The 16,712-nt window shown below is 66.7% G+C and carries 17 protein-coding genes; 8 read left to right on the top strand and 9 right to left on the bottom strand.

The window, feature by feature from the left end; genetic code table 11:
• Positions 1-3: 3 nt before the first annotated feature.
• Positions 4-1,038, bottom strand: a complete 1,035-nt coding sequence (gene tsaD, locus J2X38_RS00350; RefSeq protein WP_310249897.1) for a tRNA (adenosine(37)-N6)-threonylcarbamoyltransferase complex transferase subunit TsaD — start codon at positions 1,036-1,038, stop codon at positions 4-6.
• Positions 1,039-1,181: 143 nt separating this feature from the next.
• On the opposite strand from tsaD, the gene hemC reads away from it, so the two are divergent.
• Genes hemC through J2X38_RS00325 form a run of 5 tightly spaced genes read left to right on the top strand, consistent with a single transcriptional unit; the run spans position 1,182 to position 6,108 of the window.
• Positions 1,182-2,129, top strand: coding sequence for a hydroxymethylbilane synthase (gene hemC, locus J2X38_RS00345; RefSeq protein WP_310249894.1), 948 nt, complete (start codon positions 1,182-1,184; stop codon positions 2,127-2,129).
• A complete protein-coding gene (locus tag J2X38_RS00340; protein WP_310249890.1) occupies positions 2,126-2,815 on the top strand; it encodes a uroporphyrinogen-III synthase in 690 nt (229 codons plus the stop codon). The genes hemC and J2X38_RS00340 overlap by 4 nt, the downstream gene beginning before the upstream one ends.
• Positions 2,816-2,834: 19 nt before the next feature.
• Positions 2,835-3,731, top strand: coding sequence for a hypothetical protein (locus J2X38_RS00335; RefSeq protein WP_310249887.1), 897 nt, complete (start codon positions 2,835-2,837; stop codon positions 3,729-3,731).
• Positions 3,732-3,779: 48 nt separating this feature from the next.
• Entirely contained in the window at positions 3,780-4,982 is a 1,203-nt protein-coding gene (locus J2X38_RS00330; RefSeq protein WP_310249884.1) for an acyl-CoA dehydrogenase, read from the top strand.
• Positions 4,975-6,108, top strand: a complete 1,134-nt coding sequence (locus tag J2X38_RS00325; protein WP_310249882.1) for a CaiB/BaiF CoA-transferase family protein — start codon at positions 4,975-4,977, stop codon at positions 6,106-6,108. The genes J2X38_RS00330 and J2X38_RS00325 overlap by 8 nt, the downstream gene beginning before the upstream one ends.
• 48 nt (positions 6,109-6,156) lie before the next feature.
• Here J2X38_RS00325 and J2X38_RS00320 read toward each other — a convergent pair whose 3' ends face one another.
• On the bottom strand, positions 6,157-8,454 hold the full coding sequence (locus J2X38_RS00320; protein ID WP_310252642.1) for a TonB-dependent receptor: 2,298 nt from the start codon (positions 8,452-8,454) through the stop codon (positions 6,157-6,159).
• Between the two features lie 260 nt (positions 8,455-8,714).
• Between J2X38_RS00320 and J2X38_RS00315 the strand changes: the two genes are divergently transcribed.
• On the top strand, positions 8,715-9,380 hold the full coding sequence (locus J2X38_RS00315) for a TetR/AcrR family transcriptional regulator (RefSeq protein ID WP_137891631.1): 666 nt from the start codon (positions 8,715-8,717) through the stop codon (positions 9,378-9,380).
• A gap of 1 nt (position 9,381) precedes the next feature.
• Here J2X38_RS00315 and metW read toward each other — a convergent pair whose 3' ends face one another.
• Genes metW through J2X38_RS00300 form a run of 3 tightly spaced genes read right to left on the bottom strand, consistent with a single transcriptional unit; the run spans position 9,382 to position 11,521 of the window.
• Positions 9,382-9,966, bottom strand: a complete 585-nt coding sequence (gene metW, locus J2X38_RS00310) for a methionine biosynthesis protein MetW (protein WP_058539310.1) — start codon at positions 9,964-9,966, stop codon at positions 9,382-9,384.
• Complete coding sequence (locus tag J2X38_RS00305) at positions 9,963-10,400, bottom strand: GNAT family N-acetyltransferase (protein WP_058539311.1); 438 nt, start codon at positions 10,398-10,400, stop codon at positions 9,963-9,965. Before J2X38_RS00305 ends, metW begins: the two co-directional genes overlap by 4 nt.
• On the bottom strand, positions 10,397-11,521 hold the full coding sequence (locus tag J2X38_RS00300; protein ID WP_310249877.1) for a homoserine O-acetyltransferase: 1,125 nt from the start codon (positions 11,519-11,521) through the stop codon (positions 10,397-10,399). Before J2X38_RS00300 ends, J2X38_RS00305 begins: the two co-directional genes overlap by 4 nt.
• A 79-nt stretch (positions 11,522-11,600) precedes the next feature.
• Between J2X38_RS00300 and hisC the strand changes: the two genes are divergently transcribed.
• Positions 11,601-12,716, top strand: a complete 1,116-nt coding sequence (gene hisC / locus J2X38_RS00295) for a histidinol-phosphate transaminase (RefSeq protein WP_310249875.1) — start codon at positions 11,601-11,603, stop codon at positions 12,714-12,716.
• Positions 12,713-13,618: a prephenate/arogenate dehydrogenase family protein gene (locus tag J2X38_RS00290; protein WP_310252641.1), complete on the top strand. Its 906-nt coding sequence runs from the start codon at positions 12,713-12,715 to the stop codon at positions 13,616-13,618. Before hisC ends, J2X38_RS00290 begins: the two co-directional genes overlap by 4 nt.
• Before the next feature lie 87 nt (positions 13,619-13,705).
• Here the strand turns inward: J2X38_RS00290 and J2X38_RS00285 are convergent, their stop codons facing one another.
• The 4 genes from J2X38_RS00285 to ftsE are packed head-to-tail and all read right to left on the bottom strand — an operon-like array spanning position 13,706 to position 16,596.
• On the bottom strand, positions 13,706-14,425 hold the full coding sequence (locus J2X38_RS00285) for a 1-acyl-sn-glycerol-3-phosphate acyltransferase (RefSeq protein ID WP_058539315.1): 720 nt from the start codon (positions 14,423-14,425) through the stop codon (positions 13,706-13,708).
• The gene (locus J2X38_RS00280) at positions 14,422-14,952 is read right to left on the bottom strand and encodes a YdcF family protein (RefSeq protein ID WP_058539316.1); all 531 of its coding nucleotides are present in this window, start codon (positions 14,950-14,952) and stop codon (positions 14,422-14,424) included. The genes J2X38_RS00285 and J2X38_RS00280 overlap by 4 nt, the downstream gene beginning before the upstream one ends.
• Positions 14,949-15,854: an ABC transporter permease gene (locus J2X38_RS00275; protein WP_058539317.1), complete on the bottom strand. Its 906-nt coding sequence runs from the start codon at positions 15,852-15,854 to the stop codon at positions 14,949-14,951. The genes J2X38_RS00280 and J2X38_RS00275 overlap by 4 nt, the downstream gene beginning before the upstream one ends.
• A gap of 10 nt (positions 15,855-15,864) precedes the next feature.
• Positions 15,865-16,596, bottom strand: a complete 732-nt coding sequence (gene ftsE / locus J2X38_RS00270; RefSeq protein ID WP_058539318.1) for a cell division ATP-binding protein FtsE — start codon at positions 16,594-16,596, stop codon at positions 15,865-15,867.
• Between the last annotated feature and the right edge of the window lie 116 nt (positions 16,597-16,712).

The raw sequence follows: 16,712 nt of genomic DNA, 5'->3' as shown, positions 1-16,712 counted from the left end.
CTGTCATGCTTTTACTCCGGCGCCGCGCACGGCTTCGGCCTCGGGGTCGAGCGGCCAGCGCGGGCGCGCGGCGGTATCGAGGGGATCGGTGAGGCCGACCGCGAAACGCTCGGCGCCCGCCCAGGCGATCATCGCGCCATTGTCGGTGCAGAGCCAGAGCGGCGGCGCGACGAAAGGCTTGTCGAATCGCGCCGCGAGATCGGTCAGCGCGCCGCGAATCGCGCCATTGGCGGCGACCCCGCCCGCGACGACGAAAGCGGTCGCATCGGGGCAGGCGGCGAGCGCGATGCGGCTGCGGTCGACGAGGCAGTCGACGACCGCCTGTTGGAACGAGGCGGCGAGGTCGGGAATGCTGTGCGCACCCGATGCGGCGGCCCGCGCGACGGCGCTCTTGAGCCCCGCAAAGGAGAAATGCGGTTCGGCGCTGCCGACGAGCGGGCGGGGCAGCGGGACGGCATGCGGATTGCCTTCCTTCGCGATGCGCTCGACCGCGGGGCCGCCGGGATAGCCGAGGCCGAGCAGCTTCGCGGTCTTATCGAAGGCTTCGCCCGCGGCATCGTCGATCGTCGTCGCAAGGCGGCGGTAGTCGCCGACGCCCTTCACCAGCAGCAGCTGGCAATGGCCGCCCGAGACGAGCAGGAGCAGATAGGGAAAGGCGAGGCCGGGTTCGACGAGGCGCGGGCTGAGCGCATGGCCTTCGAGATGATTGACCGCGATCAGCGGCTTGTTCGCCGCGTGGGCGAGCGCCTTGCCGGTGACGAGCCCGACCATCACCCCGCCGATCAGCCCCGGCCCGGCGGTCGCGGCGATCGCATCGACTTGGCCAAGCGACACGCCGGCGTCGGCGAGCACGCCCTCGACGATCGGCGCCAGCCGGTCGACATGCGCGCGCGCCGCGATCTCGGGAACGACGCCGCCATAGGGGCTGTGTTCGGCCTCTTGCCCCGCGACGCGGTGCGCCAAAATGCGCCGATCGCTGTCGACGAGCGCTGCCGCGGTTTCGTCGCAGCTCGATTCAAGGCCGAGGATCAGGGTCATATTATTGCGCGTTCCTTTACCCGCCCCTTTATCGGCAGGGCAAGCCGCGGCGGAGCCTTTAAAAAGGCTCCTGATGATGTCGGAGCATTTCCAGTCGAAAAACCGGTTCCCACTTTTTCTGGAAATGCTCTAGCAGCGGGACGATGAATAGACTTCCGACCCCCGAAAACCCGCTGCGTATCGGCACCCGGGCCTCGCCGCTCGCGATGGCTCAGGCCCATATGGCGGCTGCGGCGCTGATTGCCAGCCATGGCATCGATATGGCGGCGCTCGAAATCGTGCCGATGACCGCGACGGGCGACAAGATCCAGGACCGCGCGCTCGCCGAGGTGGGCGGCAAGGCGTTGTGGACGCGCGAGCTCGATGCGGCGCTCGATGCCGGGACGATCGATATCGCGGTCCATTCGCTGAAGGATGTCGAGACGATCCGCGACGCGCGCTTTTTCCTCGGCGCGATGCTCGAACGCGCCGACCCGCGCGACCGGCTGGTGGTGCGCGAGGGAATAAAGGCGGCGACGATCGCCGACCTGCCGCAGGGCGCGCGGCTCGGGACGAGCAGCCCGCGCCGCGCCGCGCAGGTGAAGCGGATCCGTCCCGACCTCGAAACAGTGCTGCTGCGCGGCAATGTCGCGACGCGGCTCGCGAAGATTGCGGCGGGCGATGCCGATGCGACCTTGCTCGCGGCGGCGGGGCTTGAGCGGCTGGGGATGCACGACGTCGGTTTGATACAGGAGGCGAGCCTGCTGCTTCCCGCGGCGTCGCAGGGCGCGATCGGGATCGAATGCCGCGCCGACGATGCGGCGACGCGCGCGCTGCTGTCGGCGATCGATCATGCGCCGACGCATCTTGCCGTTGCGGCCGAGCGCGCGTTTTTGGCGGCGCTTGGCGGCGACTGCCGCTCGCCCGTCGCCGCCCATGCGCATTGGCGCGATGACGGCACGCTGCGGCTCGATGCCGAGATTTTCTCCGACGATGGGGCCGAACATGCCGCTGGGCACATTCTTGTTGCCGATTCCGATGCGCCCGCGGCGCTGGCGCATCGCCTGCTCGGCGAGGCGCCCGAGAGCGTGCGGAGCCTGTTCGCGGCATGACCGATGGCCCGCCGCTGATCGTCACGCGACCCGAGCCGGGTAATGCAGCGACGGTCGAGCGGGCCAAAAAACTGGGGTTCGACGCCCGCGCGATGCCGCTTTTTGCCGCGCGCTCGCTCGATTGGAGCCCACCGGCTGCTGCAGATTTCGACGCGCTGCTGCTGACCAGCGCCTTTGCCGCAAGACTGGCGGGGCGGGGACTGGCCGAGCTGGCGTCGCTGCCCGTCTATGCCGTCGGCGCAGCGACCGCGCGGGCGGCCGAGGCGGCGGGCCTGACGGTGGCGATGACCGGATCATCGGGCGCACAGCGGCTTCTTGACGATATGACGTCAGAAAATATCCACAATATTCTTTGGCTTTGCGGCTCCGACCGGTCGGAATTCGACGCACGGGGGGCGATGATTACCGCGCTGCCCTGCTATGCCGTCGATCCCGCCCCGGTGTCGGCCGAATGGGACGCGCTGATCGCCGCCCCCGCGATCCTGCTCGCGCATTCGGCGCGCGCCGCCCAGCGAATTTCGCAGCTCGTCGGCGGTGCGCGCGCGCACCTGTCGCTTGTCGCGATCAGCCCTGCGGCTGCGGCTGCGGCGGGCGACGGCTGGCGCGATCTGGCCATCGCGGGACAGCCCGACGATGTCGCAATATTGGCACAAGCGCGTGCTTTGTGGCACAAGGGTGCAAAATAGGGTCGTTCGAAAGAGAAACATGGCAATCGACAGCATCGACACGTCCTCGTCGGCGGACGAGGCAGTACCCGAAAGGGGACTATCGTTTCGCGCTCTCGCCATCGGTGCCTTCCTGCTGCTTCTGATCGGTATCGCCGGCGGCGGATGGGCTGTGAATCGCTGGCTGACGGGCAACAACTTACCACCCACCGCGAAAATGGTCGCGGCGCCCGCGGGGGCGACCAATCCGCTTGCCGCAAAAAGCGGGGCTAACGCGCCGCCGCTGATGGTCGCGCCGATCGACGGCGCCAACGCGCTCGCGGCGCGCGTCGCCGAACTCGAACAGCGCCTGTCGCGGATCACGCTCGAGGCCGAATCGGCGTCGGGCAACGCATCGCGCGCCGAGGGGCTGCTCGTCGCCTTTGCCGTGCGCCGCGCGCTCGATCGCGGGCTGTCATTGGGCTATCTCGACGCGCAGCTGCGGCTGCGCTTCGGCGACGACCAGCCCAACGCCGTCAAGACGATCATCGATACGTCGCGCGATCCGGTGACGCTTGAACAGCTGCGCGCTGAACTCGATGCGATGGGGCCGCAGCTTGTCGGGCGCGGCGGCGACGGAAGCGGCAGCCTGTGGACCGGGCTGCGCCGCGAACTCGGCGAATTGTTCGTGGTGCGTGCCGCCGGAACGCAGTCGCCGCGCGCCTCCGAACGGCTCGACCGCGCCCGGCGCTATCTCGCGGCCGGGCAAGCCGACCTCGCGATCGCCGAGGTCGAGGCGATGCCCGGGTCGGAGGTTGCGGGGGAGTGGGTGATCGATGCGCGGCGCTATCATGAGGCACGGCGTGCGCTTGACCTGATCGAGACGGCGGCGATATTGGAGCCGCGCGACAGCCCCGCTGCCGCGATCGCCCGCAACGCGGCCGATCCGACCCCATAGCGCGCAATCCGGTAGGGCTGCCCGCCGTTTAGAGAGAAAGCCCGTTCCATGGCCCTCGCCGATCCGCAGCGCATCGAAGCGCTCGACCCGCTCGATCCTCTCCAGCTCGACGCCGAGCTCAGCGAAGAGGAGCGGATGGTTCGCGATACGGCGCGGTCCTATGCGACCGATGCGCTGTTGCCGCGCGTCACCTCGGCGTTTCTCGACGAGCGCTTCGACCGCGAGATCATGTCCGAAATGGGCGCGCTCGGCCTGCTCGGCGCGACGATCGACCCCGAATATGGCGGCGCGGGGCTCAACTATGTCAGCTACGGGCTGATCGCGCGCGAAGTCGAGCGCGTCGATTCGGGCTATCGCTCGGCCTGTTCGGTGCAAAGCTCGCTCGTGATCCATCCGATCAACGCCTATGGCAGCGAGGAACAGAAGCGGAAGTTCCTGCCCGGGTTGACCTCGGGCGAACTCGTCGGCTGTTTCGGCCTGACCGAGCCCGATGCGGGCAGCGACCCGGGCGGCATGCGCACGCGCGCCGAAAAGATCGAGGGTGGCTACCGCCTCAAGGGCGCGAAGATGTGGATCACCAACTCGCCGATCGCCGACGTCTTCGTCGTGTGGGCGAAGTCGGAGGCGCATGACGGCGCGATTCGCGGCTTCGTGCTCCAAAAAGGGATGAAGGGGCTTTCGGCGCCGAAGATCGAGGGCAAGGTGAGCCTTCGCGCCTCGGTGACGGGCGAGATCGTGATGGATTCGGTCGAGGTCGGCGAGGATGCGCTGTTGCCGCATGTGTCGGGTCTCAAGGGCCCGTTCGGCTGCCTCAACCGCGCGCGTTACGGCATCGGCTGGGGCGCGATGGGCGCCGCCGAATTCTGCTACGAAGCGGCGCGCAATTATACCGGCGAACGCAAGCAGTTCGGGCGGCCGCTCGCGGCGAACCAGATCGTCCAGCTAAAGCTTGCCAACATGCTCACCGAGATCGCGCTGGGGCTCCAGACCGCATTGCGCGTCGGCCGGCTGATCGACGAAGGCCGCCTGATTCCCGATGCGATCAGCCTGCTCAAGCGCAACAATTGCGGCAAGGCGCTCGATATCGCCCGCGTCGCGCGCGATATGCACGGCGGCAACGGCATCTCGGCCGATTATCATGTGATCCGCCATGCGGTGAACCTCGAGACGGTGAACACCTATGAGGGCACGCACGACGTCCATGCGCTGATTCTTGGCCGCGCGATCACCGGCATTTCGGCCTTTGCCTAAGCCATTAGAGGGCATCCGCGTCGTCGAACTGGCGCGGGTGCTCGCGGGGCCGTGGTGCGGGCAATTGCTCGCCGATCTGGGTGCCGAGGTGGTCAAGGTCGAGCGGCCGGGCGCCGGCGACGATACGCGCAGCTGGGGCCCGCCGTTCATTGTGGATGAGAGCGGCGAGAATCTCGGCGCCGCTTATTATCACAGCACCAACCGCGGCAAGACAGGCGTGGCGATCGACATTGCGACCATTGAGGGGCAGGCCGCAGCACGCGCGCTGATCGCCGACGCCGATGTCGTCATCGAAAATTACAAGGTCGGCGGGCTCGCCAAATATGGCCTCGATCCGGCGAGCTTGTGTGCCGACTTTCCGCGCCTGATCGTCTGTTCGATCACTGGCTTTGGGCAGACCGGGCCTTATGCGCACCGTGCCGGCTATGATTTCATCATCCAGGCGATGGGCGGCGCGATGTCGCTGACCGGCGAGCCCGACGGCGCGCCGCAAAAGGCGGGAATCGCCTATGCCGACATCTTCACCGGCATGTATTCGACGGTCGCGATTCTCGCGGCGCTGCGGCGGCGTGACGCCACAGGCGATGCCCAGGGTGGGGGTGCGCATATCGACATGGCGCTGCTCGATTGCCAGGTCGGGGTGCTCGCCAATCAGGCGGCCAATTATCTCGCGAGTGGCGTTTCCCCGCGGCGGATGGGCAATGGGCACGCCAATGTCGTGCCCTATCAGGCGTTCGCGACCGCCGACGGGCAGCTGGTGATTGCGGTCGGCAACGACGGCCAGTTTCGTAAATTATGTGTGATCTTGGGCGAGCCCGGCTGGGCCGACGATAAGCGTTTCGTGACCAATGCGGCGCGGCTTGCGAATCGCGCCGAATTGATCCCGCTGCTGGCGGCGAAGATCGCCACATGGGACGCGCTACCGCTGTCGCTGGCGCTCGAGGCCGAAGGGGTGCCGGCGGGGCCGATCAACGATATCGCGAGCGTTTTTGCTGATCCGCAGGTTCAGGCGCGCGGGATGCGTTTCCGCCCCGACGGCGCCAGCGTCGACGGGCTCGCCAGCCCGATCGTCATCGACGGTGAGCGGATGGTTGCGCGCACCGGGGCGCCTCCGCTCAGCCCATAGAAAAAGGGGCGCCGCAACGGACGCCCCTTTCTCCCCCTTATCCGATGATCAGAATTTGACGGTGCCGGTCACGAAGACCTGGCGCGGATTGCCGTAGAAGGCGGTCAGCGTGCCTTCGCGGCCCAGCGCCGACGTCGGTAAGCCGTTCGCGCCCGGAATGATCGCGCCGGTGACCGGGTTGACGTTCACGAACGTATAGCCCGAGGTCTTATATTCCTTGTTCGTCAGATTCTTGCCGAACACGCCGAGGCTCCAGCGGTCGTCGGGCGCGGTGTAGACGAGGCTGGCATCCCACAAAGCGAACCCTTTCTGGTCGATATAGGGGTTCGGGATTTCGAACTGATAGGTCTTGCTGCGGTACGACAAGGTTGTGCCGAAGCTCAAATCGCCGTCGCCGATCGGGGTCGAGTAAGCGAGGGTGCCGCTGGCGGTCCATTTCGGGGTGTTCTGCACCTCGCGGAAATCCGAAACATCGGTCGGCGTGTTGACCCCGCCGACGAGGATGTTCGAGATATATTCCTTATAATCGGCCTGGATAAAGCCGAGCGCGGTCGACAGCGTCAGCCGGTCGCCTGCGGTCGCCAGGTCCTCGCCAAGCCGCGCGCGGCCCTCGAATTCGACACCCTTGAAGGTCGCCTTACCGGCGTTCGAGACCACACCGCAGAAGCTCGGCAGGCCGCTGACGGTGCAGGCGACCGATCCCGGGATCTGGACGTCGGTGTAATCGGCATAGAAGGCGGCGAGCGCGACATTGACCGCGCCGTCCATCAGGCTGCCCTTGTAGCCGACCTCGTAGCTTTCGACCTTTTCGGGGCGGAAGCTCAGGAAGGAAGCGATTTCCGCGTCGGTCGGCCGGCCCGGGATGGCGCCCGGCGCGTTGACGCCGACGCCGCGCGGATCGAACCCGCCGCCCTTGAAACCCTGCGAATAGCTCGCGTAGAAATTATGGTCGGGGGTGGGCTTGAACGACAGCGACGCGCGCGGGGTGAATTTCTTGAAGTCGCGCTTGCCGTTGAAATTGGTGCCCGGCGCGCCGAATGCGACGCCCGCGCCGCCGAACACCGGCGAACCGCCGCCAAGATAATTCTGCCGCAGGATCGACGCTTCGCGTTCGTCCCACGTGTAACGGCCGCCGACCGACAGGCTGAGCTTGTCGTTGAAATCATAGGTGAAGTCGCCGAACACCGCGAAGGTCTGGGTGTCGACATCGGCCTCGGTAAAGGCGGTGAGGCCTGCGAGGTTGTTGAAGATGCGGACGTCGAACAACGTGTCGGCGGTCGCATCGAGATAATAGAAGCCGAGCAGACCCTTCAGCTTGTCGCCTTCGTAGAGCAGCTGGAATTCCTGGCTGATCTGCTCGTTGTAGTAAAAGCCGGGAACGTCGATATCGACGCCGGGAAGCGCGTCGAAGTCGATCGGGGTCGCCGACGTGTCCTTGCGCCAGGCGCTGATCGACCGGATCGTGACCGTGTCGCTGAGTTCGGCGGTGACATTCATCGCCAGACCATATGCCTCGATCTCCTGTTTCGGATCGTTGAGACCGCCGCGGCTATCGAACACATCGTCAAGCACGGGGGCGTTGGTCAGCAGCGACGGGATCAGGCGATGGCCGCCGCGCGGATCGCTCTTGTCTTTGCTGTAATCGCCCGAAATGCGGATCAGCACCGGCGCGCCATAACCGCCGAGTTCGACCGTGCCGCGGCCTGCCCAGACGTCCTTGTTGTAATTTTCGCGGCCGGTGGTGAGATTGTCGCCGAAACCGCCGCGCGACAGGCGCGCGACCGAGCCGCCGACGCGCAAGAGGTCGCCGATCGGTGCGCTTGCGGTCACGACGAGGTCGGCCTGGTCGTAGGTGCCGAGCGTGCCCTTGATCTTGAGTGAGAATTCCTCCGGCAGCTGCTTGGTCACATATTTGACCGCGCCGCCGATCGTGTTGCGGCCATAGAGCGTGCCTTGCGGCCCGCGCAGGATTTCGATGCGTTCGACGTCATAGATATCGAGCACCGCGGCTTGCGGGCGGTTGAGGTAGACGTCGTCGAGATAGATGCCGACGCCCTGTTCGAAACCCGACACCGGATCCTGCTGGCCGACGCCGCGGATGAACGCGCTGAGCGTCGAATTGGTGCCGCGCGAAACCTCGAGCGTGGTGTTCGGGGTCGTCTGGGCAACGTCGGTGATGTCGAGCGCCCCGGCCTTTGCCAGTGCCTCGCCCGAAAAAGCGGTGATCGCGACAGGAACGTCGATCAGGCGTTCGTCGCGGCGGCGTGCCGTCACGATAATCTCGTTATCGCCGGCGTCGGTCGCGCCCGCTTCCTGCGCGAAAGCCGCGGGAGCAAAGACGATCATGGAAAGCGCGCTGGTGGCAAGGATGGCACGACGCAGCGGGCGGGCGAAAGGACGCATATGACTCTCCCATGTGGCGGGTGACCCCTCGCCACCCTGTTTGCTTTTCTTGGGCTGGTGCTTGCCAAGCCGCGCCGCATCCAATAATGAAACATGAACCAAGTTTCAACTTGGAATATGACTCTGTCGCTTTTTGCTTGCCAGTGGTGCGGAAATGCCACGATGCAGGGGGAGCCGGACGGAGGGGAGACGGAAAGGCAGTCATGGATCAGCCGCAGAGCGAAACGGGACGGGCCGAAACGGGGCAGGCCGAAACCGAACGGGGCGCGGGCGACGCGCGCGACAAGACGCCGCGCACCGAGCGCGGGCGGCGGACGCTGCGCAAGCTGCTCGACGCGGCGGCGATCGAATTCGGCGAACGCGGGTTCCACGAAGCGTCGATCAGCGCGATCACGCGCCGCGCCGGGACCGCGCTCGGCAGTTTCTACACCTATTTCGATTCGAAAGAGGAAATCTTCCAGGCGCTCGTCCGCTATATGAGCGAACGGCTACGCGACCATGTCACGCCGATCGTCCAGGCGGCGCCCGACGAGATCAGCGCCGAGCGCATCGGGCTCGAATCCTACCTCGGCTTCGTGCGCGCGAACAAGGAGATCTACCGCATCATCGACGAGGCCGAGTTCGTCGATTATGCGAGTTATCGCCGCCACTATGAAACGACCGTCGCGCGCGTCCGCCAGCGGCTTGAGGGCGGTGCGGCGCGCGGTGAAATCCGCGATGACGTCAGCGAGATCCACGCGTGGGCGATCGGCGGGATGAACGTGTTTCTGGGCATGCGCTACGGATTGTGGGACACCGAGAGCGACATTTCGGAGATCGCGCGGATCGCCAACGACCTGCTCGCGAACGGGCTGAAGAAGCAGGATTGATTTAGCGCGAAATCAGGAAGATCGCATGTTCGGCGCGCCAGCTGGCGGCGGCGTCGCTTGCCGGCCTGTCGCCCGACAGGTGCCAGACGCGCTCGACCTTGATGCCCTTCGCGCGCACGAGATCGCGAAAATCGCTGACCGTGACATGGTGGATGTTCGGCGTTTCGTACCAGGCGACGGGCAAGAGCCGCGTCACCGGCATCCGCCCGTTCCACAGCAAGGCAAGCCGGACGCGCCAATGCGCGAAATTGGGGAAGCTGACGAAGGCGCGCGGCGCGATGCGCAGCAGTTCGTCGACCACCCGGTCGGGGCGCTCGGTCGTCTGCAGCGTTTGCGAGAGGATCGCATAGTCGAAGGCGTCGTCGGGATAGTCGGCAAGGTCGCGGTTGGCGTCGCCCTGTACGACCGACTGGCCGCGCGCGATCGCGGCGGTGACATTGTCGGGATCGATTTCGAGCCCGCGCGTATCGACCCCCTTGCTCTGGAGCGCCGCCATCAATTCGCCGTCGCCGCAGCCGACGTCGAGCACGCGCGACGCCCGGGGAACGGCATCGGCAATGATCGCCAGATCGGGGCGCAGTTTCATCGTCCGGCCTGCCTGTAGACGTTGGGGAAGTGCCTTTGCATGAACGGCTTGGCGTCGTCGATCGGAGTCCAGCCGAGTGCGGCATAAAGCCCGTGGGCATCGCTGGTCGCGAGCATCCACCGCCGCAGCCCTTGCAGATCGGGATGATCGTGCAGCGCGGTCACCATGCGCGCAGCGAGGCCGTGTCCGCGATGCGCCGCGAGGACATAGACGTCGGCCAGATAGGCAAAGGTCGCGCGATCGGTGACGACGCGGGCAAAGCCGACCTGCTCGCCGCCCGGCGCGAAGATACCGACGCACAGCGACCCCGCGATGGCGCGTTCGACGGTCGCGGGCGAAATATTCTCGGCCCAATAGCTCTGCGTCAGAAAGGCGTGGATCGCGCCCACCTGCATGTCGGACGGGTCGAAGGACAGGCGATAGATTTCGCTCATGCCAGACCTGCCAGCAGGGATCCTGCGACAAGGCGGTCGAGCGCCGGGACGTCGAGGAGAAAGCTGTCGTGGCCGAAGGGTGCCGACAGTTCGACGAAGCTCGCCGCGGCGCCGACGCTTTGCAGCGCCTGCACGACGCGGCGCGATTCGGAGGTCGGATAGAGCCAGTCGGTGTCGAAGCTGACGAGCGTGAAGCGCACGTCTTTTGCGGCGGCGAAGGCACCCGCAAGCCGCCCGTCGTGCGGGTCGGCGAGATCGAAATAGTCCATCGCGCGCGTGATATAGAGATAGGCGTTGGCGTCGAAGCGGTCGGTGAAGGCCAGCCCCTGGTGCCTGAGGTACGATTCGACCTGGAAATCGGCATCGAAGCCGAAGCTCTTGATGTCGCGCGCCTGCAGGCGGCGGCCGAACTTCTCGGTCAGTCCCTCTTCGGACAGATAGGTGATATGCGCCGCCATACGCGCGACCGCGAGACCCTTGGTCGGCGCGCGCGCGCTGCCGTAATATTGGCCGTCCTGCCAGTCGGGATCGGCCATGATCGCCTGCCGGCCGACCTCGTGGAACGCGATATTCTGTGCCGAATGGCGCGCCGCGCTCGCGATGACGAGCGCCGAGGCGAGGCGTTCGGGATAGGTCGCGGCCCAGGCGAGCGTCTGCATGCCGCCCATCGACCCGCCGACGACGGCATGAAGCCGCGAAATGCCGAGATGGTCGAGCAGCATCGCCTGCGCACGCACCATGTCGGTGATCGTGATGACGGGGAACGCCATGCCGAGCGGCGCGCCGGTCGCCGCATCGGGCGAGGCGGGGCCGCTCGTCCCCATGCAGCTGCCGAGCACATTGGCGCAGATGACGTGGAACCGGTCGGTGTCGATCGGCTTGCCCGGCCCGACCATGCGCGCCCACCAGCCGGGTTTGCCCGTCGCCGGATGGTCGCTCGCGACATATTGGTCGCCGGTGAGCGCGTGGCAGATCAGCACCGCATTCGACTTGTCAGCGTTCAGCGCGCCATAGCTTTGATAGGCGATCGTCACCGAGCCCAGCACCTGTCCACTGTCGAGCGGCAGCGGCGCCGCGATCGTCACGCTATGATGCTGGATATCGTGGAGCAGGCTCGCCATGGTTCGCGCGGGGCTAAGCGGGCGCACGCACCCTGTCAACGTACTGGACTCGCGCAGCATAGCCGTTAAACGGCGCGGCATGACCGACGCGCCCCAAAGCCTTCAGCCCAAGCCGTGGATCAGCGGCATTGCCCCTTATGTTCCCGGCAAGTCGGCGGGCGCCGACGGCCGTCCGCTGATCAAGCTGAGCGCAAATGAAAATCCGCTCGGGACCGGCGAAAAGGCGCGCGCGGCGTTCGCTGCGGCGCAGGCGGCGCCCGATGCGCTGTCGCGTTATCCGGACCCCGGTTCGGCGACCTTGCGCGAAACGATCGCGGCGAAGTTCGGACTCGATCCGGCGCGGATCATCTGCGGCAACGGATCCGACGAATTGCTCCACCTCGCGGCGGGCACTTATGCCGGCGTCGGCGACGAGATATTATACGTCCGCTACGGTTTTGCGGTCTATGAAATCGCCGCGCGGCGCGTGGGCGCGGTGCCGGTCGAGGCCGACGACAAGGACTATGCGACCGACGTCGACGCGCTGCTCGCCGCGGTCACCGACAAGACGCGCGTCGTCTATCTCGCCAATCCGAACAACCCCACGGGCACGCTCGCGACGCGCGACGAGGTCGCGCGGCTCTATGCCGGACTGCCGAAGAATATCCTGTTCGTGATTGATCAGGCCTATTCGGAATATCTGTCCGACGCCGAGGATGACGGCGGGCTCGAGCTTGCGAAGACGCAGCCCAATGTGTTCGTCACGCGCACCTTCTCGAAGATCCACGGGCTCGCCGCCGAGCGCATCGGCTGGGGCTATGCGGCCGCCGAGGTGATTTCGGCGCTGCACCGCATCCGCCTGCCGTTCAACGTCACGCGCGCGGGGCAGGCGGCGGCGGTCGCGGCGCTCGGCGACGAGGAATTCGTCGCGCACAGCCGCGAGCATAATGCCGAATGGCGTGCCTGGCTGGCGGGGGAACTCGAGAGCCTCGGCAACCATGGCATTCGCGTCGTGCCGTCGGCGTGCAATTTCCTCCTCGTGCTGTTCGAAGGCGATGTGAGCGCCGAGACCGTCTATAACCGGTTGATGGAGGCGGGCTATATTGTCCGCTGGCTGCCGGGGCAGGGGCTGCCGAATGCGCTGCGCATGACGATCGGTACCGAAGACGAGACGCGCGGGCTCGCGGCGGCGATCCGCGCCGCGCTGAACGGCTGATGACGATTGATCGCGTCGCCATCGTCGGGCTGGGCCTGATCGGCTCATCGATCGCGCGCGCGATCGGGGAGCGGCTGCCGCAGGTGGTGGTGACCGGCCATGACGCCAGCGCCGAAGTGCGCAAGATCGCGCGCGAGCTCGGGCTTTGCAATGCGATTGTCGATGACCCGGTCGTCGCGGTGGCCGACGCCGACCTCGTCATTCTGGCGGTGCCGGTCGGCCGGATGGCCGATGCCGCCGTCGCGATCGCGCCGGGGCTGAAGCCCGAGGCGATCATTTCGGATGTCGGCTCGTCGAAGGCGGGTGTCGCCGAAGCGCTGGCGAAGGCGCTGCCCGATCATGCCGTCATTCCGGCGCATCCGGTCGCGGGGACCGAGAATAGCGGCCCGGCAGCGGGTTTTTCGTCCTTGTTCGATGGCCGCTGGTGCATCGTCACGCCGGGTGCGGGTGCGTCCGAAGACGCCGTGACGGCAGTGACGTCCTTCTGGCAGGCATTGGGCGCCAAGGTCGATATCATGGATGCGGCGCATCACGACATGGTGCTCGCGGTGACGAGCCACTTGCCGCACCTCATCGCTTACACGATCGTCGGCACCGCGAGCGAGCTCGAAGAGGTTACCGAGAGCGAAGTGATCAAATATTCGGCGGGCGGCTTTCGTGACTTCACGCGCATCGCGGCGAGCGACCCGGTGATGTGGCGCGACGTCTTCCTCGCCAACAAGGATGCCGTTCTCGCGACCTTGCAGCGTTTCAACGAGGATCTGACCGTGCTCCAGCAGGCGATCCGCCGCGGCGATGCCGACAAGCTCGAGGACTGGTTCACGCGCACGCGCGCGATCCGGCGCTCGATCATCGAACAGGGGCAGGACGATGCGGCGCCCGATTTCGGGCGGAAGCACTAGGAAATACAAGTCGCCCCCGCGAAGGCGGGGGCCGCTATCGATGTAGCGCAAGGTTGCCAGCGGCCCCCGCCTTCGCGGGGGCGACGGTCAAGTTTCCAGTAACGCCTCAGGCGGGTTCAGCGCATTGATCGCCACCCGCACGCGGGCCTCGGCGTCTTCGCGCGGCAGCCCGGCGGGGATCGTTTCGCCGATCTTGTAGGTGATCGTCCCCGGCCATTTGACCCAGCGGCGCGGCGGGAAAGCCAGCCCGCTGTTCACCGCGACGGGGATCACATCAACCCCGAGCAGGCGGTACATGCCGGCAAAACCGGGGCGGAGCGGCGGCGCTGCGCCGTGCGGGACGCGTGTTCCCTCGGCGAACAGCACGAGCGGGCGCCCTGCTGCGAGCGCGGCCTTCGCCGCACCGAGCATCGCGCGCATCGCCTTGCCGCCGCCATCGCGGTCGACCGGAATCAAGCCGTAAAAGCGCGCCGCCTGGCCCCACACGGGGATCGAGAATAATTCTTCTTTCGCGAACACCGCGGGATGCTTGAACAGCATCGGTTGCTCGACCGTTTCGAACGCCGATTCATGCTTGAAGACATAGAGGACGGGGATGTCGGGCATCTCGCCCTCGACGACGATCGTCTGGCCGAGCAGGAAGCGGCAGAAGAGCCGGTGCGACTGCGCCCAGATGCGCACGAAAAAGATCGTGCCACGGTGCGAGATCGGCAGCGCGATCACCCCGCCGATCGAGCTGATGCTGCTCATCACGAAAAAGGCGATCCAGAACAGGATCGAACGGAACAGGGCGATGGCGTATCTCACAGGCCGAGCAGCCCGCCCGCCAGTCCGGCCAGATATTTATGATATTCGCGAAACAGCGTCGCGAAATTGGGCTGGCTGCGCACCGCGTCGGGCAGGATCGTCACCTTGTCGCCGACCGCGCGGCCGATTTCATACTCGGCGCGGCGCATATGCCAGTCGGTGGTGATCAGCCGGATGCTCTTATATTTGCGGCGCTCTACCCAGGTCGCGACCTCGGTGGCGTTCGATCGGGTATCCTCAGCTTCGAACCCCAGCGCGATGCAGCAGTCGAACAGCGAAACCGGGCGTTTATACTCGGCGGCAAGCTCGCGCGGCTTCACCTCGCGCGCGACGCCGCTGATGAGGAGGCGCTTGGCGTCGCCCGCCTCGAGCCGTTCGAGCGCGCGGTCGATACGTCCCGGGCCGCCGGTGAGCACGACGATCGCGTCGGTCTTTTGCGCATCGGCGGGCAGCGGCAGCAGCAGCGCGAACCATGCGAAGCCGAGCACCCAGGCCAGGAACAACAGGGAAATCAGGCGCTTGATCATAGAATCTTCTTGAGCGCCGCGAGCAGGGTCTGGCGGGCGGTGAGGGCTGCGAGCGCGATAGCCAATAGCGGCAGCGCCAGCAAGAGCGCCCAGCCGGCGGGGCCAAGCGACGCGGTCGCCGCAAGCCCCGCTGTGACCCCCGACCATTGCAAGCCGATCAAGAGCAGGATCGCGGCGGCGACGACGGTGCCGAGCGCGATGCCGTAAGCGGTGTCGATCGCGATGCGGCGCTGGAACAGCCGCGTAATCTGGCGGTCGGTCGCGCCGATCATATGAAGCATCTCGATCGTCGGGAAATGCGTCGCGAGCGCGGCGCGCGCGGTCATGATCACCACCGCGGCACTGGCGAGCGTCATCAGCACCACCATGCCGCCGGCGATCCATGCGAGCGAGCGGATCAGCCGCGCGACCGGCCCCAGCCATTCGGCGTGCGGGATGATCCGTGCGCCGGGCGCCTCGCGCGCGACCAATGCCTCCAGCTGGCGCATGGGACCGGTGCGGTCCTCGCCGACAAAGTCGATGTCGACCAACGCCGGAAGAGGGAGCGATTTCAGCACCGGGTCGTCGCCCTCGGCGGCGCCGAACCATTGGCCGAGCGTCGCCTGCAATTCTTCGGGCTCGACCGAGCGTGCCGAGAGAACGAAGGGCTGCGCGGCGGCCGCCCGGCGGAGCGCCGCGGCCTGCTCGGCGCGCGTCACCGGGTTCGCGGTGACGATCTGGACCGTCACGCGCCCGGCGATCGCGGCGCCGATGGCGTTCGCCGAACGCGCAAGCCCGACCCCGGCGGCGGCGGCGAGCAAAGTCAGCATCATCAGGATCGCGATCACCCACGGCGTCGGGCCCGACAGGCGGCGGTCGGGGAGCAGGCGGCGATGCTGGACGGGAACGCGCGGGATGATCATCGGCCCACCATCATGCCCTGTTTGCCGGCGGATAGCGCAGCGCGCCGGTGGGGTCGGACAGGCGCCCTTTTTCGAGCCGCATCATCTGCGCATTCTCGATGCGGCTGATCAGGTGGATATCGTGCGTCGCGACGACGACCGTGGTGCCGAGGCGGTTCAATGCCTCGAACAATCCCAGCAAGCGCATCGCCATTTCGGGATCGACGTTGCCCGTCGGTTCGTCGGCGACGAGCAGCTGCGGCCGCGCGATGACGGCGCGGGCGATCGCGACGCGCTGTTGCTCGCCGCCGGACAGCGTTGCGGGGCGGGCATCGGCGCGGTCGCCGAGCCCGATCCAGCTCAGCATTTCGCCGACCGGACCCGACAGATCCTCCTCGCTGACCCCCGCGATACGCAGCGGCAGCGCGATATTGTCGCGCGCCGAAAGGTGCGGGATCAGCCGGAAGTCCTGGAACACGACGCCGATCCGGCGGCGAAAGCCCGGCAGGCGGTGGCGCGGCATCGCGACCAGATCCTCGCCGAACAGGCGAACGATCCCGCGGCTCGGCCGCTGCGCAAGATAGAGCATCTTGAGCAGCGAGGTCTTGCCCGCGCCCGATGCGCCGGTGAGAAAATAGAAGCTGCCGGGCTGGAGGTTAAAGCTGATGTCGCTCAAAACTTCGGCATCGGGGCCATAGCGCAGGCCGACGCCGTCGAATTCGACCATCGCGCCGCCGGGCCGCGCCGGAGAGACGTCGGTCATAGCATCGCCCGCGCGCGACGGCGCGCCAGCGTCGGGTCAAGGAACAGGGGCGCTGGTCCGCTCATCAGCCAGCATCTCGCACGGCTATCCACAGAGGACAAGACGGGAGTGGAACG

The sequence above is a fragment of the Sphingopyxis sp. BE235 genome (genome assembly GCF_031457175.1).
In the GTDB taxonomy this organism is placed as follows: Bacteria; Pseudomonadota; Alphaproteobacteria; order Sphingomonadales; family Sphingomonadaceae; genus Sphingopyxis.
This window is presented reverse-complemented; position numbering and strand designations above follow the sequence as displayed.